This is a genomic window from Gemmatimonadota bacterium (assembly GCA_026705765.1).
Taxonomy (GTDB): domain Bacteria; phylum Latescibacterota; class UBA2968; order UBA2968; family UBA2968; genus VXRD01.
This window is the reverse complement of the sequence record JAPPAB010000007.1, coordinates 35,922-56,630: the sequence shown is the minus strand read 5'-3', so window position 1 is coordinate 56,630 and position 20,709 is coordinate 35,922. Positions and strand designations below refer to the sequence as shown.

The window sequence follows — 20,709 nt, the reverse complement described above, 5'->3', positions numbered from 1 at the left end:
GCGGATGAAAAAGGGGTGAAGGGTGAGGCAACTAAAGCATAGGCAGGCAGTTGTATCCCGTTCCGTACATTCTACCATGCGATATATTTATATATTTTTTTTTAGTCTTCTGATCTCGGAAGCAGGTGTTTTCGCTCAGGCACGAGGCGAGATTATCACCATTGCCGGTGGTGGCCTGGAAGATCGCGATAATGTGCTGGCAACGGATGTTGCGCTCAATCGTCCGCTTGGGATTGCACTCGATACACGAGGTCATCTCTATATCGCGGATACGGATAATCACCGCATTCGACGAGTGGATGCTCTAACGGGTATCATCACTACAGTAGCGGGTACTGGGGAACCGGGGTTCTCGGGTGATGGGGGGGCGGCGACAATGGCATTGCTCAATACTCCCAGGGCTATTGCGGTCGATAGCGCGGGTAATATTTATATCAGTAGCGGTGGTGCGAGTGAAAGTGATGTTCACAATCGACGCATTCGGCGTATTGATGCTTTTGGTATTATCACTACGGTCGCGGGTACTGGCGAAGGTGGTTTCAATGATCTGGTACCCGCGCTGCAAGCCACGTTCCACGAAATTGTCGCACTGACGATGTTGGGCGATATAGCTCTTCTAATCTCTGATGCCCTCGATGAGAATGGACAGGGCAACAACCGCGTGCGGCAATTCAATCTGGCGAATAATACCATAGGCACAATTGCGGGCAATGGCAGTGCTCAGGCGTCGAATATTCAGGATGACGGGTTGGCAACTCGGGCGGGTTTAACCCCTGGACAATTGGCTGTGACGGGTAATGGCGATCTCTTGATTGCGGATTTTAATAATGGACGCATTCGCCGCATTAGCAGGGCAACGCGAGATACGACAGTTGTTGTCGTGATCAATACTGTAGCCGGGCGGGGAGCGACCTCTGCGGAAAATCTGTCAGAGGACCTCTACAAGGGCGATGGTGGACCGGCGACAGGTGCTTTATTTTTTTCTCCTTCGGGCGTTGCTATTGATGGAACTGGCAATATCTATATCGGCGATACGGGCAATAATCGCATTCGCGTGGTTGAAACGGAAACGGGCAATGTGTTGACTATCGCGGGAACGGGTGTTGCGGGTGCAGGTCCTGAAGGTACACTTGGTCTTCTGTCTGATCTGGGGCAGCCCACACATTTGCTGATTGATGGCGATGGGGACCTCATCTTTATCGATACTTTCAACAATCGCATCCGGAAACTGCGCGATCCTGGGTTCCGAATGCCTCTTTTCAACGCTATTTCCACGGATATCATCTTTGGTAGAGTTAGCGTTGGTGATCCGGCTGTGCGCCATTTGCGCGTTGAAAATCGAGGCAATTTGTCCGTTCGCATTGAAACAGCTATTTCCGATAACCCCGGGTTTCGCGTTTTGTCGGAATTGCCCTTCGAAGTCGGCATCGGGCAAATCGCTGAACTTGAGATTGTATTTGATCCTGTACAAACAGGTGTGGCAAGAGGTGTTATCACTATTACCACCAATGACTCGCGCACACCTTCTGCCACGGTCAATGTGCGGGGATGGGGAGATGCCGCCAATATCGGACTTTTTCCATCCGATGTTTTAATTTTTGATCGCACCTCTATTGGGCAATCTCAAACCTTGTCGGTACGCATTTCCAACCTCGGTGCTGGCGTGCTGGTGGTTCCCAATGCTACTACGACCGACTCGCAATTTGTTGTCGAACAAACAGATGTCCTCCGCATTGAGTCTGGACAAAGCCAGCGACTTCCCATTATTTTTCGCCCGCAGTCCGAGGATCTCCAACAAACCGTGCTGACCATTTTTAGCAATGCGCCAGGAACTCCTGCTGTTAGACTTCAATTACAGGGCATTGGGCAAAGTGCCCAGCCAGGCGGATTTGTCGATGTGTCAACCAACATAGGTTTGGGGGATACAGGTGCGGGATTTGGTGCGGCCTGGACAGATTTTGACAACGATAATGATCCCGATTTCTATCTCGTACGCAGCAGAGAACCCAATCGCTTATATCTCAACGACGGTACGGGGTTCACAGATATCGCGCCAGCACTGGGTATCGACGATTCCGGCGATGGCAGTGCTGGGATATGGGGGGATGTGGATGGCGATGGAGATCTCGATCTTTACGTCACCAAATTTGGCGAACCCAATCGCTTATATCGCAATGACGGTGTGAGATTCACAGATATTGCCACCATTTTTGGGGTTGACGATTCCGGGGACGGGTATGGCGCGGCCTGGGCAGATTATGACCGCGATGGGGATCTCGACCTCTATGTCGCTAATTTTGGCGCGAACCGCTTTTACCAGAATAATGGCAATGGTTTTTCCGAGCGTGCCGATAGTCTGGGCATAGGCGATATAGAGAGTGGGATTCAACCTACCTGGGGCGATTTCGACAATGATGGGGACCCGGATTTGTTTTTGGCGAATAGCGGACCCAACCGCCTTTTTCGAAATGATGGCGAGCAATTCACATCCGTAGAAAATGTTTTTAGCCCGGTTGATACCGGGCCGAGTTTTGGCGCGACGTGGGGCGATTTTGACAACGATGGAGACCTCGATCTGTTTATCCCTTATTTTGGTGCGGATAATAGATTTTATACCAATGAAGGCAATGGCGTGTTCAGAGATCGCGCACCTGAGATGATGCTCAATCACGATGGACGAGGCAGAGGTGCTGTATGGGGCGATTTTGACAGCGATGGTTTTCTCGATCTCTATGTGACAAATAGCGGTCAGCCCAATTTGTACTACAAAAATGAGAATGGTCTTTTTGTAGAGATGTCCGATTCTTTGGGCGTTGCCCTGAATGCCGATAGCCGCGGTGTTGCCCTTGCCGATTACGACAACGATGGGAAACTCGATTTGTATGTTGCAGTGCAGGATGGCCCCGATGCTCTTTTTCGCAATCGCGAGGCTGATGGCAACTGGATAGCAATTCGGCTTCGCGGCACAGATAGCAGCACCGATGCGATTGGCACGCGCCTCAAAATTGAGTTCAAAGATGGGGGTGGCAATAATCGCCAGGCCGTTCGAGAAATTACAGGAGGTGCTTCCTTTTTATCGCAGGATGTGCTCTTGCCCACATTTGGCGTGGGCAAAGCCGAAAAAATCGAAGTGCTCTCCCTGCGTTGGCCCAGTGGTATTGTGCAGCAATTTCGCAGTGATAGAGACGATTTATCGGTCAATCGCGTTATAGATATTACCGAACAACCATCTCTACCCCCTGCTCGCGTTTTTTTGTTTGCAGGCGCAGACAATTTGCTGGCCAATGGCATCTCCGAAATTGAACTCACCGCACAGATCGTCACGATAGACAACAGACCTTTGCCCACCAGTGATCAGGCGGTTAAATTCCGCATTGAGAGCGGTAGTGGTCTCATCATTTCTTCTCAGAGGTCAGAAGCAGCGGGCGGAGATTCCGTTGCGGTGCGAGATGGCGTGGCGTATGCGCGTTTTCGAGCAGGGCGAGATCATGGGCGCGTTGTCATCGTTGCCGAAAGTGCGGGTCTGGAATCCGGGCGCGTTGAGATAGAACTCCTCAAACCTTTTGGAGAAGATGCCCTGACCATTCGCACTATCGCCGGTTCGGGCGATGAGGGCGGTGGGTTTCAAGGCGATGGCGGCGCAGCTATTGAGGCACTTCTTCAGCGACCACAAGGCGTATTGGTCGATCCGTCGGGCAATATTTATATTGCGGATACAGAGAATCACCGCGTTCGCTTCGTGAGTGTGGAAACAGGTATTATCCAGACCATTGCGGGGACAGGAGTAGCGGAAGATCTCGCTGCGCCTCGAGGTATGGTTCTTCACGGCGATTTGCTGATCAGCCAGATGGGCAATCACGTTGTGAGCACGATGGAAGATGAGATATTGTTCGCCTTTGCCGGAATTGGAATTGGTCAGTTTGGTGGCGATGGGGGGCGTGCTTTGGACGCCAATTTGAGAAGTCCCACAGGGCTTGCAGTTGATCAGCGTGGCAATATCTATATCGCGGATACGGATAATCATCGCATTCGCAAAGTCGATGCCAATGGCATTATCACGACGGTTGCGGGCAGTGGCGATCCAGATCAAGGTGCATTTTTTGGCGATGGTGGCTTGGGCACACAGGCGCGCCTAAATCGCCCCAGTGCTATTGCTATTGATCAGAGGGGTAATGTTTATATCGCGGATACGGATAATCACCGCATTCGCAAAGTCGATTCTCGCGGTGTTATTGCGACGGTTGCGGGAATGGGACAGAGTGGGTTTGCTGGCGATGGCGGTGCAGGTACGCAGGCGCAACTCAATTCTCCGAAGGGCATTGCCGTTGATGCGCGGGGATATCTTTTTATTGCAGATACAAATAATCACCGCATTCGCTTGCTTGATTTGAACAGCGGTCTGATCCAGACTGTCGCGGGCACGGAAGTGGGGCAACACGATTTCGAAGAAGGTGGTGCCCTCGCCATAAGTCTCAATGCCCCGCATGGCTTGGCTCTTAGTCCAACGGGCACCCTGTTAATTGCGGATGCGGCAAATCACAGAATACGAGAGCTGTCCGTTCTATTTGATTTGGCCCTCTCATTGCCTGCTGTTCCGCGGGAAAAATCCTTCGATTTCAATGCCGATGGTCGGGTTGATTTCAATGATTTTCAGATCTTTGTCAATGCTTTTGACTCTGTCGATACGCGCTTTGATCTCAATGCCGATGGTCGGGTTGGTTTCGGCGATTTTCTGCACTTTGCCAGGGTTTATGAAGTGAGAAGTGTGAAGTGAGATGCCATGATCGCACTGCCAACACCTCAAAATATCAATCAGGCTGCCGATATTATTAAAAACGGCGGCCTGATTGCCTATCCGACCGAGACCGTGTATGGCCTGGGGGCTGATCCCCACAACGATGAGGCTATTCAGAAAATTTTCATTGCCAAAGGGCGCGCGGAGGACAAGGGGTTTATTCTCTTGATTCGCGGTGTAGATGATCTTTCAAGGCTTGTTCGCGCTGTATCTCCGATAGCTCAAATACTTATCGAGGCATTTTGGCCAGGACCGCTTACCCTTGTTTTTCGCGCCAATCCCGATCTTTCTCCCGCCTTGCTCGGCGGACGCGATACAGTGGCTCTCCGCCATTCGAGTTCGCCCATTGCTACCCAGTTGCTCACTGAACTCGGCGGTCCCCTTACGAGTACGAGTGCCAATCGTTCTACAGAGCCTCCGGCGCGTTCGGCTTATGAGGTGGAGAACGCACTGGGCGATCATCTCGATCTCATTCTCGACGGTGGACCTTCCGACAGTACGCTTCCTTCTACGCTTGTCGATGTTTCTACCGACCATGCAATTCTCCTGCGCGAAGGTGCTATTCCTGCCCAAAAACTCAGGGCGCATATTCACCTTGAAAAAAAATAAAAGGCGAGAAGAAAAATCTCCTCGCCTGATCGCAAATACGGGAAACAATATTTGCTTAAAATGAAACATTGCTCATCACATAAGCCCAGTGCATGTCCTCGTTCAATCGACCCAATGCCTTGATGGCATCTCGCGCCAGGGCAATTGTATAACCGGTGACAAAGGTTACATTTTCGCTGTATTGATATGAAAGTGTTAAATCGAGTTCATCTGCCAGATGACCCGATTCCATATTGCCTTTTTGGGCGAGGAAGAACACATGTCCGTCCGCTGCCAAACGCAACTGCTCTTCCCCATCCAGTGGTACGGATACTTTTATCGCAAAGTCCTGAAGGCCGAGATTTTGAGTGTGGACGGGAATGTTGAGAAATAAATCGGCAAATCCGTAGTATTTGTGATTGGTTGCAAAGAGCGTATCGAATGATTTCCATTTGCTGTCTTTCTCATTGCCATCGCCAGACAAATAATCATACCACAGGGTCAGGCTACCTTTGCCCAGTGTTGTACCCAGTCTGCCACCAAACATAAATGCCGAGCCATTCGGCCCACGCCGTTCGCCTGTTTGGAAAGAGCCTTCTGCGCGGTAGGTCCAGTTCGATTTTTCGCCGTAAATGCGTGCGCCGAGTGTCCATAGCCGCGTATTATCACTTCTGTTGAAGCCTTTGGGAGATACGTGGTGGTAGATGCCGTAAAAATCTGCTGATGTGTTCGTTCCCGATGCAGTAGCATACAAAGCGGCCAGATAGGCATTGCCGTTTATACCTTCGGCTGTGGTATCGGATAGGCGAACGCCAACGCCTTGAACTGTGCCCCATTGGGGTCTGGCGGTCGCGATAACGCCATCGAAGGCACGTCCTTGTTGTGCCCATTCAACTGCGCCGATTATTCGTTGCCCGCCCAATCCTATCGCTTGGCGTCCAATACGAAGGGATAGGGCTGTGTCGCCCATATCATTGATATCCATATACGCTTGATGAAAGTCGAAATTGTCGGCATTATAATCGGTGAATGTGTTGCTTTCTTCGCCCCACAGCCGCACATCTTGCAATTGGATAAACACATTTACATCTTGATCTAAATTCGCTGTGATATTCAGCCGGGCGCGCATGGATGTGAATACGTCGTGCCCATTGCCAACGGGATTTCGAAATTCCGTGCGAGGCCGAACTTGCCCTCCAAACTCGATATCTGTGGCTTCAACACTACTTGCTATAACGACAATTATCGCTATACCAACCAACCATCTCGACAGCATATTAGCCTCCTGGATACAAATCTTTCAATCGGAGATCACCTAAGTATAATATACGATAAACATTTAGACAATATAAGCTATAAAAAACAACCTGCTTATCACAGCAAAGTTCCCTGAACGGGTTCTTCGACAATTCCAGTTCGGATGCGCTGAGATAGGGTTGTGTGTCGCTCTGCAACCCGGTTGTTGCGAACAGCCATTCCCAGAGCCTGTTTTGTGCCTACGAGTATGACCAGTTCTCGCGCCCGCGTAATGGCTGTGTACAATAAGTTGCGCTGTAACATCATATAGTGTTGCGTGGTCAAGGGCATTACCACGGCGCGAAATTCTGCACCCTGGCTTTTGTGGACACTCATGGCATAGGCCAGCACCAATTCGTCTAATTCCGAAAACTCGTATTCTAAGACGCGGTCCTGAAACCGCACGCGCAATATATCGTCCTCTATTCCCTGGACGCGCCCAATATCACCGTTAAAAACATCGCGGTCGTAGTTATTTCGCACCTGCATTACTTTGTCGCCCACCCGAAAGCGGATACCGCCCCGCGTCATCTCCTGTCCTTTGGGATTCAACTCGTCTTGCAAGACTCTGTTGAGATTGTTCGCGCCGGTCTCCCCTCGATACATCGGGACGAGTACTTGAATATCTTCAATACCGTCCAGACGATATGTGCGCGGCAAACGCGAGGTACACAATCCACAAACCGTCTCTACGACCTGATTGGGTTCCGAGACTTCGAGAAAAAAGAAATCCGCATCGCGATCATTCTGTAAGTATGGCATTTCGCCGCGATTGATCGCGTGGGCATTGGTAATGATGCGGCTCGTTTGTGCCTGCCGAAAGATCTCGTTGAGTTCCACGACTTCGACAATGCCAGATGCAATGACATCCTTCAACACATTTCCTGCGCCAACCGATGGCAACTGATCGACATCGCCTACCAGGACCACCGAAGCACTGATTGGTACAGCGCGCAATAGACTGTTCATCAGAACCGTATCGACCATGGATATTTCATCGACAATCAGGGCTTCGATCTCCAGGGGATTCTCAAAATTTTTCTCAAACACCATTTCAGATGGGCTAAATTTTAGCAATCTGTGGATGGTTTTGGCCTCATGCCCGGTCGCCTCAGACATCCGCTTGGCCGCGCGTCCTGTTGGCGCTGCCAGTGCGATTTTTTTGTTTCGCGCCTCTAAAAGTGCGATCAGCCCTTTAATAGTCGTTGTTTTACCCGTTCCCGGCCCCCCCGTCAATACCAGCAAATTGTGCGATAATGCCTTTTCTAAGGCTAATTTTTGACGGGGCGCGAATGTGACCCCGTCGCGCTGTTCTATGGCTCTGATCTCCGCCGGGATATTGCCCAGTTCAATGCGTTGTACCTGGGATAATTGATAGCACCGCGTTGCCGCGCCCTGTTCGGCATAGTACAAATGCGGCAAATACACCCGCTTGTCATCTACCACAATTGATTCTTCGGAGAGCAATTGCGCCACGCACGGTGCGATTGCATCAATAGGGACATCGAGTGCTTCGGCACACGATTCAATGAGCGCTTCTTCGGGCAAGAAAACATGGCCTTCTTTGTCTGCGGCTTCATTGAGTACATGCAAAAGACCGGCCTGGATGCGCCGGTCTGAATGTGCGGGTATGCCCATTTTTTGCGCGATGCGGTCTGCCGTCAAAAAGCCAATGCCCCAAACATCTACAGATAGGCGATAGGGATTTTCCCGAATCAATTCAACGGCTTTCTGCCCGTACTTCTTCCATATTTTTACGGCGTATCCCGTGCCCACTTCGTGCGATTGCAAGAATAGCATGACATTGTGGATCTCGCGCTGGTCTTCCCAGGCTTTGATAATCCACTTTGCGCGTTTTGCTCCCAATCCCTCGACTTCGACCAGTCGTTTGGGATCTCTTTCGATGACATCGAGCGCTTCTTTTCCAAAGTGATCCACAATCCGCTTTGCCGTGACTGGCCCAATGCCTTTGATCAATCCCGAACCCAAATACCGCCGCATTCCCTCTACTGTAGATGGATGCACGGTCTGGTAGGATTCAATTTTGAATTGTGCCCCATATTGCTTATGGGTTGTCCATTCGCCTTCCAAAACCACGGTCTCACCCGGGTTGATAGACAGCATTTCGCCCACAATGGTCGCCGGACGGTTGTTGTAGGCGGTGGATCCCTCTACCTGCAAACGGGCAACCGTGTATCCATTCTCTTCGTTTTGAAATGTAATGCGATCTACAATTCCGCGAAGCTGAGCCATGTAAAACCTCGGCGAACATGTTCTCCCATCACACAATCGGAGTGGTAGAGGAATTATACGACACTTGCCGCGGTTTTACAAGTTGTATCAAATTTGCAGTACACAAAATGTATAAAATCCGTATATTGTTGAAACACAACATTTAACGGCTACGTCACAACGGAAAGAGGTTGGCCCAAAAGCTATTGACACACCGCCTGTACCTGTCGGTGTGATCTGGGGTCCTCGCGCCGTCCCGCCAAGAACTCGCGCGAGGGCCTTTCTTTTTTGGTACACGAGATGGTTGCCCTTGGGCCAACCGCGTCACAACTTAAATTTTTTTGTGAAAAACAAAAAGCACCTACTCGTCCCTTCACCAAATCGTCAAATTTGACGCAAGGAACAAGCAGGTGCCTCGTGGACTGGTATGGCAACGCTGCTGAAACGCTGTGCGTTTCGAAAATATTGTTTTTTTCACAGGCCAGTCGGCGAAAAATATAGCCAATCTTATATTTGAGGTCAAGGGGGAAAATGGACTGGAGCGGGTAGAAAAGTTATAGCCTGATTTTAATTGCGTATAAATGAGGAGAAAAATGAAGCGTTTTCTTGTCGTTGTTTTACTCGGATTGATATGGACGGCTCATGCTGAAGAGGACCGCAAGACGGTTTTGTTTTTGGGAGATAGCCTGACTGCGGGTTATGGTCTGGATAAAACGCAGGCTTTTCCCGCGCTGATTCAGGCAAAGATCGATTCGCTCGGGTGGGCGTTTGATGTGGTCAATGGTGGTCTGAGTGGCGAAACATCGGCGGGTGGGTTGCGGCGGGTCAACTGGTTGCTGCGGCGAAAAATCGATGTGCTGGTGCTGGCATTGGGGGGCAACGATGGTTTGCGGGGGATTCCCACGACTGAAATGCAGCAAAATTTGCAGGGGATTATAGACCGCGCAAAAGAGAAGTATCCAGATATTCAGATCATACTTATGGGTATTGAAGCACCACCAAATTTGGGAGATATCTATACGACGGCTTTCCGTGCGGTGTTCCCTGCTCTATCTGAAAAGAATCGCGTGCTTTTGATACCCTTTTTATTGGAAGGTGTTGGCGGGATTCCAGAGCTGAATCTGCCAGACCGCATTCATCCCAATGCTGCGGGACATCGGATTATAGCGGAAACCGTGTGGCGCGTGCTTAAACCGGTTCTGGAAAAGAAGTGAGAGGGCCTCACACTTCGCTTCGCAAAATTTCGAGTGGAGGGCGGTCGGCTATGCCGCGGCTGTTGAGCATGCCGACAAAGATAGTGAGCGCGGTGACGAGGGCAAAGACGCCGACAATGGCCGCAGTGGGCAGGGCAAAGTGAATGTCGAAAATAAAGACGGTGACAGCCCAGGCACCGCCAATAGAGAGTATGAGTCCAGTCAGGGTAGCGAGTGCGCCCAGGAAGGTATATTCCAGCAAGAGTATGCGGCGAATCTGTTTTTGAGATGCCCCCAAAGTGCGCAGCAAAACGGCTTCACGAATGCGTTGATAACGGCTGGTGGTGACTGCGGCAGTTAGCACAATGAGTCCGGTAATCACACTAAAAAGTGCCATGAAGCGCACGACAAAGGCGATTTGCGAGAGTACATCGTCAACGGTTTTGAGAATGAGGCCAAGGTCAACAGCCGAGACATTGGGATATTTCTGAACCAGTGTGCGTTGCAACATAGCGGATTGTTCCGTGGTGTTGATGCGCGTGGTCAAGACGTGAAACTGGGGGGCTGTTTCGAGTACGCCTTTGGGAAAGACGATAAAAAAGTTTGGCTGAATGCGTTGCCAATCAACTTCTCGCAGGCTTTGTACTGTGGTCTGAACGGGCACACCCTGGATGTCGAAGGTCAGGGTATCGCCGAGCGAGACGCGAAGCGAGCGGGCAATGTCGCGCTCAAAAGAGATGGGGATGGGTTCTTCTGTTCGTTCTGCATCGATCCAGGTGCCGCCTACGAGACGTTCTGAATCGAAGAGGTGATTGCGATAGGTCGAGCGGTATTCGCGTTGTATTGCCCAGCGTCGCACGTCGTGTATTCTGCCGTAGGAACGCGCCTCTTGACCTTTGATGCTCTTCAGACGCATGGTGACGATGGGAGCGTGGTGAATGACGGGTAGGCTCTGTTTGCGGAGCAACGCGCTTACGCCTTCAATCTGATCGGTTTGCACATCGACGAGCACAAAGTTGGGGCGGTTGTCGCTCCCCGCGATAGCAATTTGAGCGAGTAGAGCGTGTTGAACAATATAGAGCGTGGTGATGAGAAAGGTCCCGAGGCCCAGCGCGAGCATGAGAATTACGGTTTGATTGTGTGGGCGGTAGAGGTTGGCCAGACCCTGTCGCCACACGTATTGCCAGGTTGTGGGAAAGAAGCGGCGAACGGTTTTGATGATGAGCCACGATGCGCCTATGAGCAGTCCAAAGGCAATGCCAAATCCGATGGCAATGCCAATACCAATGAGGATACTGCTGGTTTGCAAAATGCCCAATCCCGCGACAATGAGACAGATCCCGCCGATGGTCATCATTTGCAGAGGATCTATTTTGGATCGCACATTTTCAAAAGATGCCCGCAAGGTGTGCAGGGGCGATGTTCGACGTATCGGCAATAGGGGGAGCAGGGCGAAGAGTAGGGATAGGCTCAGGCCAATGCCTGTGCCCTGAATAATCGCCCAATAAGAAAATTGAATATCGAGTTCGATGGGGAGGATTTGTGCGAACACACCGGGCAAGAGATATTGAATACCCACACCGAGGAGAGAACCGCATCCCGTGCCAATAAGACCCAGTGCGATGGCCTGGATGGCGTAAATGCAGAGGACCTGATTCGATTGCGCGCCCATGCAGCGCAAGATGGCGACGGTTGTTATTTTTTGGCGCGTATAAACGTGAATGGCACTGGCAACGCCGATACATCCGAGCAAGAGGGCGGCAAAGGCGACCAGACTGAGGAAGATATAGAGATTATCCAATATGCGATTGAGGCGTCTTTGACGGCTGGCAACGGTTTCGGTACGCAAATTTTGATCTCCGCGATAGGGGCGAAGTTCGCGCTGGATAGATTCGATTCTCGTGCTGCCGTCAAACTTAAAATAGGCCTCATAAGACGCCAGACTGCCAAATTTGATGAGGCCCGTTTTATCGAGATGCGATAAAGGGATGTACACACGCGGTGCCACTGTGGCAAAGGCCATGGCCTCGCCCGATATGTTTGTGATGCGTCCGCCTATGACAAAGGTGTGGTTGCCAATTCGCACGGAATCGCCGACCTGAACGCCAAATTGGACGAGCAAGCCGTCGTCGAGTAGCGCGTGATGGGTACGCTGAAAGGTCTTCGACGCTTGTAGTGGATTGGTTTCAAATGTGCCGTAATAGGGAAAGTCGCCTTGTAGCGCGCGCACCTGTACCAGGCGGGTTCCGCCGTTTTTGGGAAAGAAGACCATTGAGGCAAAGCGCACTTCTCTGGATTGCTCCCCACCCCATGAGTTGAATAAGGAGTCAACCGCAGGCGCAAAAGCGCGCTGGCTGCTGACGCGCAAATCAGCGCCCAAAAGTGTGCGCGCTTCGCTTTCGACAACGCGTTGCAGGTTATCGCCCAGGGCGCGAATAGCTACGAGGCCACCCACACCGAGCAATATGCAGGAAATAAAGAGCAACAGTCGGCGGCGATACGTGCGGCTATCGCGCCAGGCCATGCGCCAGGTCCAGGCGTTGAAGAGTGGGCTGGAGGTCTGATTTTTAATGCTGGTGATTCGATCCATGAGGCAAATTAAGAATTAAGAATGGGGCTGTTTGGGTGAACTGACCACTGGTTTTGGGTGGCGGGGTATCCTGTTCATCCTTTAATCCTGCACATCCTGATCCACTTTGCCACCTTGCAGATGGATGATGCGCTGCGTACGTGCGGCGATATCGTGATCGTGCGTGACGAGGATGAGGGTTGTGCCCGCTTCGCGGTTGAGGTCAAAGAGCAGATTGGCAATGGTATGGCTGGTGTCGGCGTCGAGGTTGCCCGTAGGCTCATCGGCAAATAAAATGCGCGGTCGGTTGATAAAGGCGCGTGCAATGCCCACGCGCTGTTGTTCGCCACCCGATAGCTGGGTGGGATAATGGGTCAAGCGATCGCCCAATCCCACGCGGTCGAGCAATTCTCCCGCTTCGCCAAACACACCGTTTTTACCGCGTAGTTCGAGGGGAACCGCGACATTTTCAATGGCGGTGAGGGTGGGGATGAGTTGAAAGCTCTGAAAGACAAATCCCACGTATTCATTTCGCACGGCTGCGCGTTGATCTTCGTCAAGGCTGTCGAGGGCCATGCTGTGAAGGGTGACTGTGCCCGATGTTGGGCGATCAAGGCCAGCACACAGACCAAGTAGCGTGGTTTTTCCACTGCCCGAGGGTCCTACTATCGCACAGGTTTGGCCTTTGGGTATGGTAAATGTGACGTTGTCTAAAACGGTGAGCGGATGCCCTCCGCTCGTGTAGGTGCGGGTGAGGTTTTGAACTGCGAGTGCTGCGTTTGGATGGCTCAACTGATTACTCCTTGCGTCTCTGGTTGTAATTCTTACCTTTGTGAGACTTCAAAACATAACATAGAGTTCCATTATGTGCAAAAAATGAGTGGAGGAGACATGCAAGCTGAGATTGTGATGATTGGAACGGAGTTGTTGTTGGGTGAAATTGTAGATACCAATGCCACGATGTTTGCCAAAGCGCTGCGCGATATTGGAATGGATTTGTTGTATAAAACGACTGTGGGAGATAATGAAGATCGGATTGCCGGCGTTTTGGATATTGCGCTGGATCGGTCAGATGTGATTCTGACATCGGGAGGGATTGGTCCTACGGTAGATGATATGACGCGGCAATGCGTGGCGCGTGCAACGGGACGCAAGCTCGTTTACAGTAAGGTATTGGAAAATCAGATTGCGTCGCGGTTTCGCAATTTTGGCCGTGAGATGGCAGATAATAACAAGCGACAGGCGTATATTCCCGAAGGCGCTATGCCATTGGAAAATCCCATGGGCACAGCGCCCTGTTTTTTGAGTGAAGATGCCCAAGGGCGCGGCTGTGTGATTTCGCTTCCGGGTGTGCCGAGAGAATTGGATTATATGTTGCACAAGGTCGTGATTCCGATTTTGATTGATCGCATGGGCGGTCGCAAAATTACCAGGGTGCGCGTGTTGCGAACCTGTGCGGTGGGCGAGAGCAATATTGATCGCACAATTGGAGATTTGATGACGGGAAGCAATCCAACGGTAGGATTGGCGGCACATGCAGGGCAGACGGATGTGCGCGTGGCGGCGAAAGCAGATACAGAGGAGGATGCCGATGCGTTGATTGCGCCGATGGAAGCGGAACTCAGAAAGCGGTTGGGAGTTGCGATTTACGGTACGGGGAAGGAGACAGTAGCCGAGGTCGTGGGCGGTTTGTTGAGGGAAAACGGGCTGACAATTGGGGTGGTAGATACGCTGACAGATGGTCAGGTCGTGCGGGAGTTCGAGGAGAATGGCGCAGGTGATGTGGTGATTGCGCAAGGGGAGGCCAATATGGACGGTCAGGATGATCCTCGCGCTTTGACGGAAGCGATGGCTCAGGAGGTTGCGCCCGAAGGTGGCGTGGGGCTGGCAATGGTTGGTCCTTATGAAGGTGGTGCGACGTTTATGGCTGTTTATGGCTCTGATCCGCGAGCGCGAACATGTATTGAGAGCCGCCGCTTTCAGGATTCAGATCATATCCGCCGATGGTTGGTGATTCAGGGGTTGGATCTGGTGCGCCGGGCGGTGTTGGGCAAGTTGGCTTCGCCAGCAGATTGAGTTTGAACAAATGGGAGGACTGTAGTGCAAAACGATGTGTCTTTATCTTATTCGAAGAGTGGCGTCAATATCGATGAAACAGATGCTGTTAAAAGAGATATGGCTTCAAATATCGGGCGCGGGGATTCGAGAGTGCTCAATAAATTGGGGGCCTTCGGCAGTCTGGTTGATGGCCGTTTTGAGGGGTATGATCACCCCATTCTCGTGCTGAAAACCGAGGAGCCTGGTTCAAAGCAAAAGTTGGCGTTTGAACACGGAAGCGTCACGTCTATTGCCTATGATCTGGTCAATCATTTGATCAACGATATTATTGTTATGGGTGCTGATCCTTTTTATGTGCAAGATTGTATTGTCTGCGGCAAACTCGATCCCCCTGTAGTCAAAGCACTCGTTGGTGGGATTGCCGATGCTTGTGAGGCACAGGGATGTACTTTGACGGGGGGAGAAACATCTGTTCAGCCAGGGGTTGTCGAAGATGGGGTGTATATTTTAAGTGCTTCGGCTATTGGGGTTGTCGATAGGGACAGTATTATTGATGGTTCTGCGATTGAGGAGGGGGATGCGGTTCTCGCGCTTGCTTCCAATGGGCTTCATACCAATGGCTATACACTTGTCAGGGCGTTGTTGAAGAATAAGCCGGAGTTGATAGATCGGGATATTCAAGGGGTGTCTTTTCTCGATATGATTTTGCGCCCACACCAGTGTTATTATCAACCTCTAAAGGGTCTATTTAAGGAAGAGAGTTTGAAGGGTCTAGCACATATTACAGGTGGCGGTATCCAGGATAATTTATCTCGCATTCTTCCCGAGACCTGTCAGGCTGTGATTGATCTCGGACTAATCCAGGTTCTCCCCATTTTCAAAACGATTCGCGCCGAGGGCCTGGTTCCAGAAGACGATATGCTGCGGACTTTTAATATGGGTGTGGGGATGACGCTTGTGTGCGCCCAGAATTCTGTGGCGAGGATTAACGCACATCTGCAAAGTGCGGGATGCCATGTGTATCCAATCGGGCGCATTGCCAAAGGCGAGGAAGGCGTTGTGTTCACGGGAAAAGTTCGGTGGTGAAGGGATAGGATATGAGATCTAAAACTTTAGAACGAGCGGTTCCCTTTGCGTGGGATAATTGAGAAAGGACATACATGGACACACCATATCGCATCATTGACGTAAAGCCCCTATCTGGGGCACTCGGCGCTGAAATTGAAGGCGTTGATATTGCGTCGGAGATCAGTGAGGAACAATTCGCTGAAATTCATCGGGCCTTTGCGGATTTCAGCGTGATTCTCTTTCGCAATCAGTCCCTCACGCAGGAACAACACATCGCATTTGCCCGACGCTGGGGGGATATCAATGTCAACCGGTTTTTTACGGGCGTAGCGGAAAATTCCATCATTGCCGAGGTGCGAAAAGAACCCGATCAGGAAACCAATATTGGGCGCAACTGGCATACCGATCATTCTTACGATACCATTCCCGCACTCGGCTCGATTCTCTATGCACGCGAGGTTCCCGAGTTTGGTGGCGATACGATGTTTGCCAGTATGTACAGAGCGTACGAAACCCTCTCGCCGGGGATGCGGAAGACGCTTGAAAACTTAAACGCTCTACACTCCAGCCGACATGTTTTTGGAGCTATGAACGGCAGAAAGCCCGATCAAAGCGGTCGCATTGGCAATCCCGAACTCGCCACGCAGGATGCTGTTCATCCCCTGATCATAAGGCATCCCATTACAGGTCGCAAAGCACTTTACGCAAATCCCGTGTTTACGGTTCAAATTGAGGGATGGACAAAAGAAGAATCCCAACCTCTGCTTCAGTATTTGTACCAGCACGCTTCCCACCCGGATTTTACATGCCGCATTCGCTGGGAAAGAGATACTCTCGCTATCTGGGATAACCGCGCGACCTGGCATTGCGCTCTCAATGATTACCAGGGACAGCGACGCCTCATGCACCGCATCACGATTGAAGGTGTGCCGTTGAAGCGGTGTACAACTGCGACAGCAGTTCATTAGGAGTAGCTCATGCAAACGCGCCGCGATTTTTTATGTACTACCTTTACGAGTACTGCTGCTGTACTCGCCGCAAGTGCATTTCCCTCATCGCTTTTCGCACAACAAAAACCCAATGTGCTCTTTATTGCTGTGGATGATCTCAATGATTGGATTGGCTGTTTGGGGGGACACCCTGATTCTGTAACGCCAAATTTAGATCGCCTGGCGAGTCGTAGTACCTTATTTACCCGTGCGTATTGCAATGCGCCTGCGTGCAATCCTTCGCGTGGTAGCCTGGTGACTGGCAAATTGCCCACGACAACGGGGGTGTATGAAAATGCCCATTCATTCCGGCAGCAAGATCCGGATGCCGTGACTCTGATGCAGCATTTTATGGGCAATGGATATTATGTTGCGGGTAGAGGTAAGATCACGCGGCAAGGGAGACCTGCTGATGTGGTATCCTATCACGACTATGTTCCCCAGGGACGGGACCCACTGCCTCCCAATCCTCCGCTGAATGGTTTTTCACAAGGCAGGTTCGATTGGGGACCAATAGATGTGTCAGTGGAGGAAATGGACGATTGGAAAGTGGTGCAGTGGGGCAAGGAGGTGCTAAATAAAAAGCATGACAAACCCTTCTTTTTGGCCTGTGGACTCTACCGCCCGCACCTGCCGTGGTACGTGCCCCGAAAGTATTTTGATTTGTATCCTCCGGATGAGATCACATTGCCCAATATAGACGAAAACGATCTCGACGATGTGCCTCCCATCGGGCGATCCTTTGTCACGCGGCGGGATGATCACAAAAATGTGACTGAGACGGACAATTGGCGGAGGGCTGTTGCGGGGTATCTCGCCTGTATTCGATTTGCCGATGATATGATCGGGGAATTATTGGATGCACTCGACAATAGTTCTTATGCCGATAACACGATGATTGTTCTGTGGGGAGATCACGGCTGGCACCTGGGCGAGAAACTCCATTGGCGCAAATTTGCTCTTTGGGAAGAGGCCACGCGCGTGCCTCTTATGATTTCAGCACCGGGTATGGCACCCGGACGATGCGACCGCACGGTCAGTCTGGTCGATCTGTATCCAACATTTATTGACGTTTGCGGCTTGCCTCAAAGAGATGGTCTGGATGGTGTGAGCTTAAAATACCTGATGGAGCAGCCAGACCGAGAATGGGATCGTCCCGCGCTGACCACGCATATTCGAGGGAATCACAGTGTGCGCTCTGAACGCTGGCGATATATTCGCTATTCAGATGGAACAGAAGAACTCTACGATCACGAAAATGACAGCCTCGAATGGACAAATCTCGCAGGAGATGCGCAGTATAAGGACATCATAGATGCACACGCAGCCTGGATACCCAAAGTGGAAGCACCTACCGCAGAACCTCTGCGCCGCCAGTACGGATTGAGCGATGGACAATCCCTCTCAAAACCAGGAGAAAATCCGTCATGAAAATCGCAAGTGCAACCCGTCGTAGCCTCAATATTCCCTTTTACTGCAAACGGGTCGAACGCGCCATGCACCGCGCGCAGACTCACGACGAACGGGTCTATCTCTACCGCATTGAAACCGACGAGGGTATCGTGGGCTATGGAGATAGTCTGTCTGTTAGTGATGTACATACACTGATCGGTCAGAACCCCTTCCAGATCATGCACAACGACGCCATCGGTTTTGGTCCACAGCTCGCTGTTCTGGACGCTGTTGGAAAGGCCGCTGATGTGCCCGTTCATGCCCTGCTCGGCACCAAATTGCGCGACCGATGCCCCATCTCCTGGTGGGACATTGACATGTCACCTGCCGACTGGGTCGCAGAGGCCAGAGAATCTCTCAAACGCGGGTACACTTCTTTTAAAATGAAAGCCCGTCCCTGGCGAGACATCCTCCAACAGGTCGAAGTCGTCGGCAAAGTCGTACCCGCAGATTACAAATTCGACATAGATTTTAACGGTTTTCTGCTCAACCAGGCAAAGGCGGAAATTATCCTCCAGCAGCTCGACAATCACCCCAATGTCGGCATCTACGAAAGTCCCTTCTACCTTTATGGCGATCTCACCGGCGCGCGAATTCTTCGCGAACGCGTATGCAAACCCGTCGTCGAACACTTCCGGGAAGAATATTTGCTCGCCCACGCCTGCGATGGATTTGTCATTGGTGGCGGCGTTACAGAAGTCCGCCGGCAGGCCGCACTCGCCGCTGCTTTCAACAAACCTTTCTGGTTGCAACTGGTCGGCACTGGAATTACCACTGCCTTCGCCGTACACCTCGGCTCTGTCCTCTCCCACGCCCAGTTGCCCTATATTACCTGTCACGAACTCTGGAAACACGATTTGCTCAAAAAACGCCTCGACGTGATCGACGGTCACATCCAGGTCTCCGATGCTCCTGGCCTGGGCATTGAAGTCGATGAAAAAGCTGTCGAAAAATACGCGGTCGATCCCGATACACCCACACCTAAAAGGCTCTACCGCCGCAAAAAACGCATCCTGCGCATCTCGTGGCCCGGTGCGGCCAAACAGAAACGCATCTGGGAATTTACCGATGAAGCCATCTACCAGAAGACCTTCTACGCAGGTAGCATCCCCGGATTTGAACGCGGTGTTACCCTGGAAGTCATTGAAGACGACCACAGCGCGACTTTTAAAAAAGCCCATGCCACGCTGGCAAAACGCGAGGCAACTATACCCGCCCTGATGTGAATTAAAGTTAGGAGGATTCGATCATGAAAATCATCGACATCGACATCATCCCCATCTACCCCAAAATCGCCGACCGGAATGCCGATCAGAAAGCCCGGTTTTTCAATATAAACCATCGTACCATTTTTAAAATTACGACTGACAATGGCATTGTGGGCTATGGTGATGCACGCTGTGAGGCCCCTTCTAAATCCATTGTAAATCACCTGATCGACCGCGATCCGTTTGACTTTATCAACGCCGATCTCAACAGTGGCCTGATGGGCGCACTCTACGATACCATGGGCAAATACCTTGAAATTCCCGCGTACAAACTCATGGGTCAGAAGATACGCGACCGCGTACCCGTAGCTGCCTGGACCCGCCCTGCCTCCCCGGAAGACCTGGCCAAAGAGGTTCAGCGAGCCGTGGAAGAAGGGTATATGATCTTTAAAATCCACACTTGCGCCTATTACGACGTGTACGAACAAACCAGAGCTGTTGAGGAGGTTGCTCCGCCCGGTTTCAAGATGCATTACGACTTCAATCACAATCGGCCGCTTGCCGCTGTCCTGCGCATCTTACAGGAACTGGAAAAGTCCCCCGTCGTAGGTATGATCGAAGATCCCCTGGTCTTATCCGATGTCGAAGGCTGGCGCCTTCTGAGAGAGAAAACCAGTTTGCCGCTGCTCATGCATGTCCCTCAACTCGGCGGCGGTCAGGAGATTATTCGCGGTTGCGCCGATGCCTACATGATCGGCGAAGGCGGCATTGGCTCTACCCTCGTGCGTGGATTTGCTACTGCCCTGGCCAATGTCTCCTCTGTCATCCAACTCACAGGCGGTACCCTCACCAAAGCCCTGGCTCTGCATATGGGCGCCGTGATTCCCAACGTGGCTCATTCTACCAACCTGGACGACCAGTACGGTGAAGACGTTGTCAAACAGCGCATCGAAGTCGCAGGCGGTTCCTCTCCGGTACCCAAAGGCCCCGGCCTCGGCGTAGAAGTTGATGAAGACGCACTGGCCAGATGCGCCGCCAACAAACCCACTGTTATTCCCCCCACTATTGGCATCCTGCATCTACCCGACGGCCACAAGCTCTATACGAGAGGATTCCCGAACGTTGCTCGCCTCACTGGTTTCCCCGAAGGCAACATCCGGGGCATTCGCCTGGATGTCTGGGAAGACGACGATTCCGACGAGTTCAAACAAACTCTGCAACGCATCGAACAGCAGGGGCCGTTTATGGAAAAATAGATGTT

General features: G+C 51.5%; 13 protein-coding genes. 9 read left to right on the top strand and 4 right to left on the bottom strand.

The genetic code is table 11. The features are described from left to right. Positions 1-76 precede the first annotated feature (76 nt). Together OXH16_00925 and OXH16_00920 are read left to right on the top strand one after the other, a co-directional pair. Positions 77-4,774 carry an FG-GAP-like repeat-containing protein gene (locus OXH16_00925; protein ID MCY3679928.1) on the top strand — a complete coding sequence of 1,566 codons (4,698 nt, stop codon included), beginning with the start codon at positions 77-79 and terminating at the stop codon, positions 4,772-4,774. A 6-nt stretch (positions 4,775-4,780) separates the two neighbouring features. Further along, entirely contained in the window at positions 4,781-5,404 is a 624-nt protein-coding gene (locus tag OXH16_00920; GenBank protein MCY3679927.1) for an L-threonylcarbamoyladenylate synthase, read from the top strand. A 55-nt stretch (positions 5,405-5,459) separates the two neighbouring features. Here OXH16_00920 and OXH16_00915 read toward each other — a convergent pair whose 3' ends face one another. Next, on the bottom strand, positions 5,460-6,659 hold the full coding sequence (locus tag OXH16_00915) for an alginate export family protein (GenBank protein ID MCY3679926.1): 1,200 nt from the start codon (positions 6,657-6,659) through the stop codon (positions 5,460-5,462). Positions 6,660-6,757: 98 nt separating this feature from the next. After that, entirely contained in the window at positions 6,758-8,932 is a 2,175-nt protein-coding gene (locus OXH16_00910; protein ID MCY3679925.1) for an ATP-dependent RecD-like DNA helicase, read from the bottom strand. 572 nt (positions 8,933-9,504) lie between these two features. Here OXH16_00910 and OXH16_00905 point away from each other — a divergent pair. Then, entirely contained in the window at positions 9,505-10,125 is a 621-nt protein-coding gene (locus tag OXH16_00905; protein ID MCY3679924.1) for an arylesterase, read from the top strand. Positions 10,126-10,132: 7 nt separating this feature from the next. On the opposite strand, the gene OXH16_00900 is transcribed toward OXH16_00905, so the two are convergent. Continuing rightward, positions 10,133-12,694 (bottom strand): FtsX-like permease family protein, encoded by a 2,562-nt coding sequence (locus tag OXH16_00900; GenBank protein MCY3679923.1) that lies wholly within the window; start codon positions 12,692-12,694, stop codon positions 10,133-10,135. An 81-nt stretch (positions 12,695-12,775) separates the two neighbouring features. Continuing rightward, positions 12,776-13,465 (bottom strand): ABC transporter ATP-binding protein, encoded by a 690-nt coding sequence (locus OXH16_00895; GenBank protein ID MCY3679922.1) that lies wholly within the window; start codon positions 13,463-13,465, stop codon positions 12,776-12,778. Positions 13,466-13,564: 99 nt separating this feature from the next. Here OXH16_00895 and OXH16_00890 point away from each other — a divergent pair, with 99 nt between their 5' ends. The 6 genes from OXH16_00890 (at position 13,565) to OXH16_00865 (ending at position 20,704) form a co-directional block, all read left to right on the top strand. Continuing rightward, complete coding sequence (locus OXH16_00890; GenBank protein ID MCY3679921.1) at positions 13,565-14,749, top strand: CinA family nicotinamide mononucleotide deamidase-related protein; 1,185 nt, start codon at positions 13,565-13,567, stop codon at positions 14,747-14,749. A gap of 24 nt (positions 14,750-14,773) precedes the next feature. After that, positions 14,774-15,817: a phosphoribosylformylglycinamidine cyclo-ligase gene (gene purM, locus OXH16_00885; protein ID MCY3679920.1), complete on the top strand. Its 1,044-nt coding sequence runs from the start codon at positions 14,774-14,776 to the stop codon at positions 15,815-15,817. Positions 15,818-15,891: 74 nt separating this feature from the next. Beyond that, on the top strand, positions 15,892-16,767 hold the full coding sequence (locus OXH16_00880; protein MCY3679919.1) for a TauD/TfdA family dioxygenase: 876 nt from the start codon (positions 15,892-15,894) through the stop codon (positions 16,765-16,767). Between the two features lie 9 nt (positions 16,768-16,776). Continuing rightward, positions 16,777-18,219: a sulfatase gene (locus OXH16_00875; protein ID MCY3679918.1), complete on the top strand. Its 1,443-nt coding sequence runs from the start codon at positions 16,777-16,779 to the stop codon at positions 18,217-18,219. Beyond that, positions 18,216-19,466, top strand: coding sequence for a mandelate racemase/muconate lactonizing enzyme family protein (locus OXH16_00870; GenBank protein MCY3679917.1), 1,251 nt, complete (start codon positions 18,216-18,218; stop codon positions 19,464-19,466). The genes OXH16_00875 and OXH16_00870 overlap by 4 nt, the downstream gene beginning before the upstream one ends. Positions 19,467-19,489: 23 nt before the next feature. After that, complete coding sequence (locus OXH16_00865) at positions 19,490-20,704, top strand: hypothetical protein (protein ID MCY3679916.1); 1,215 nt, start codon at positions 19,490-19,492, stop codon at positions 20,702-20,704. The last annotated feature ends 5 nt before the right edge of the window (positions 20,705-20,709 follow it).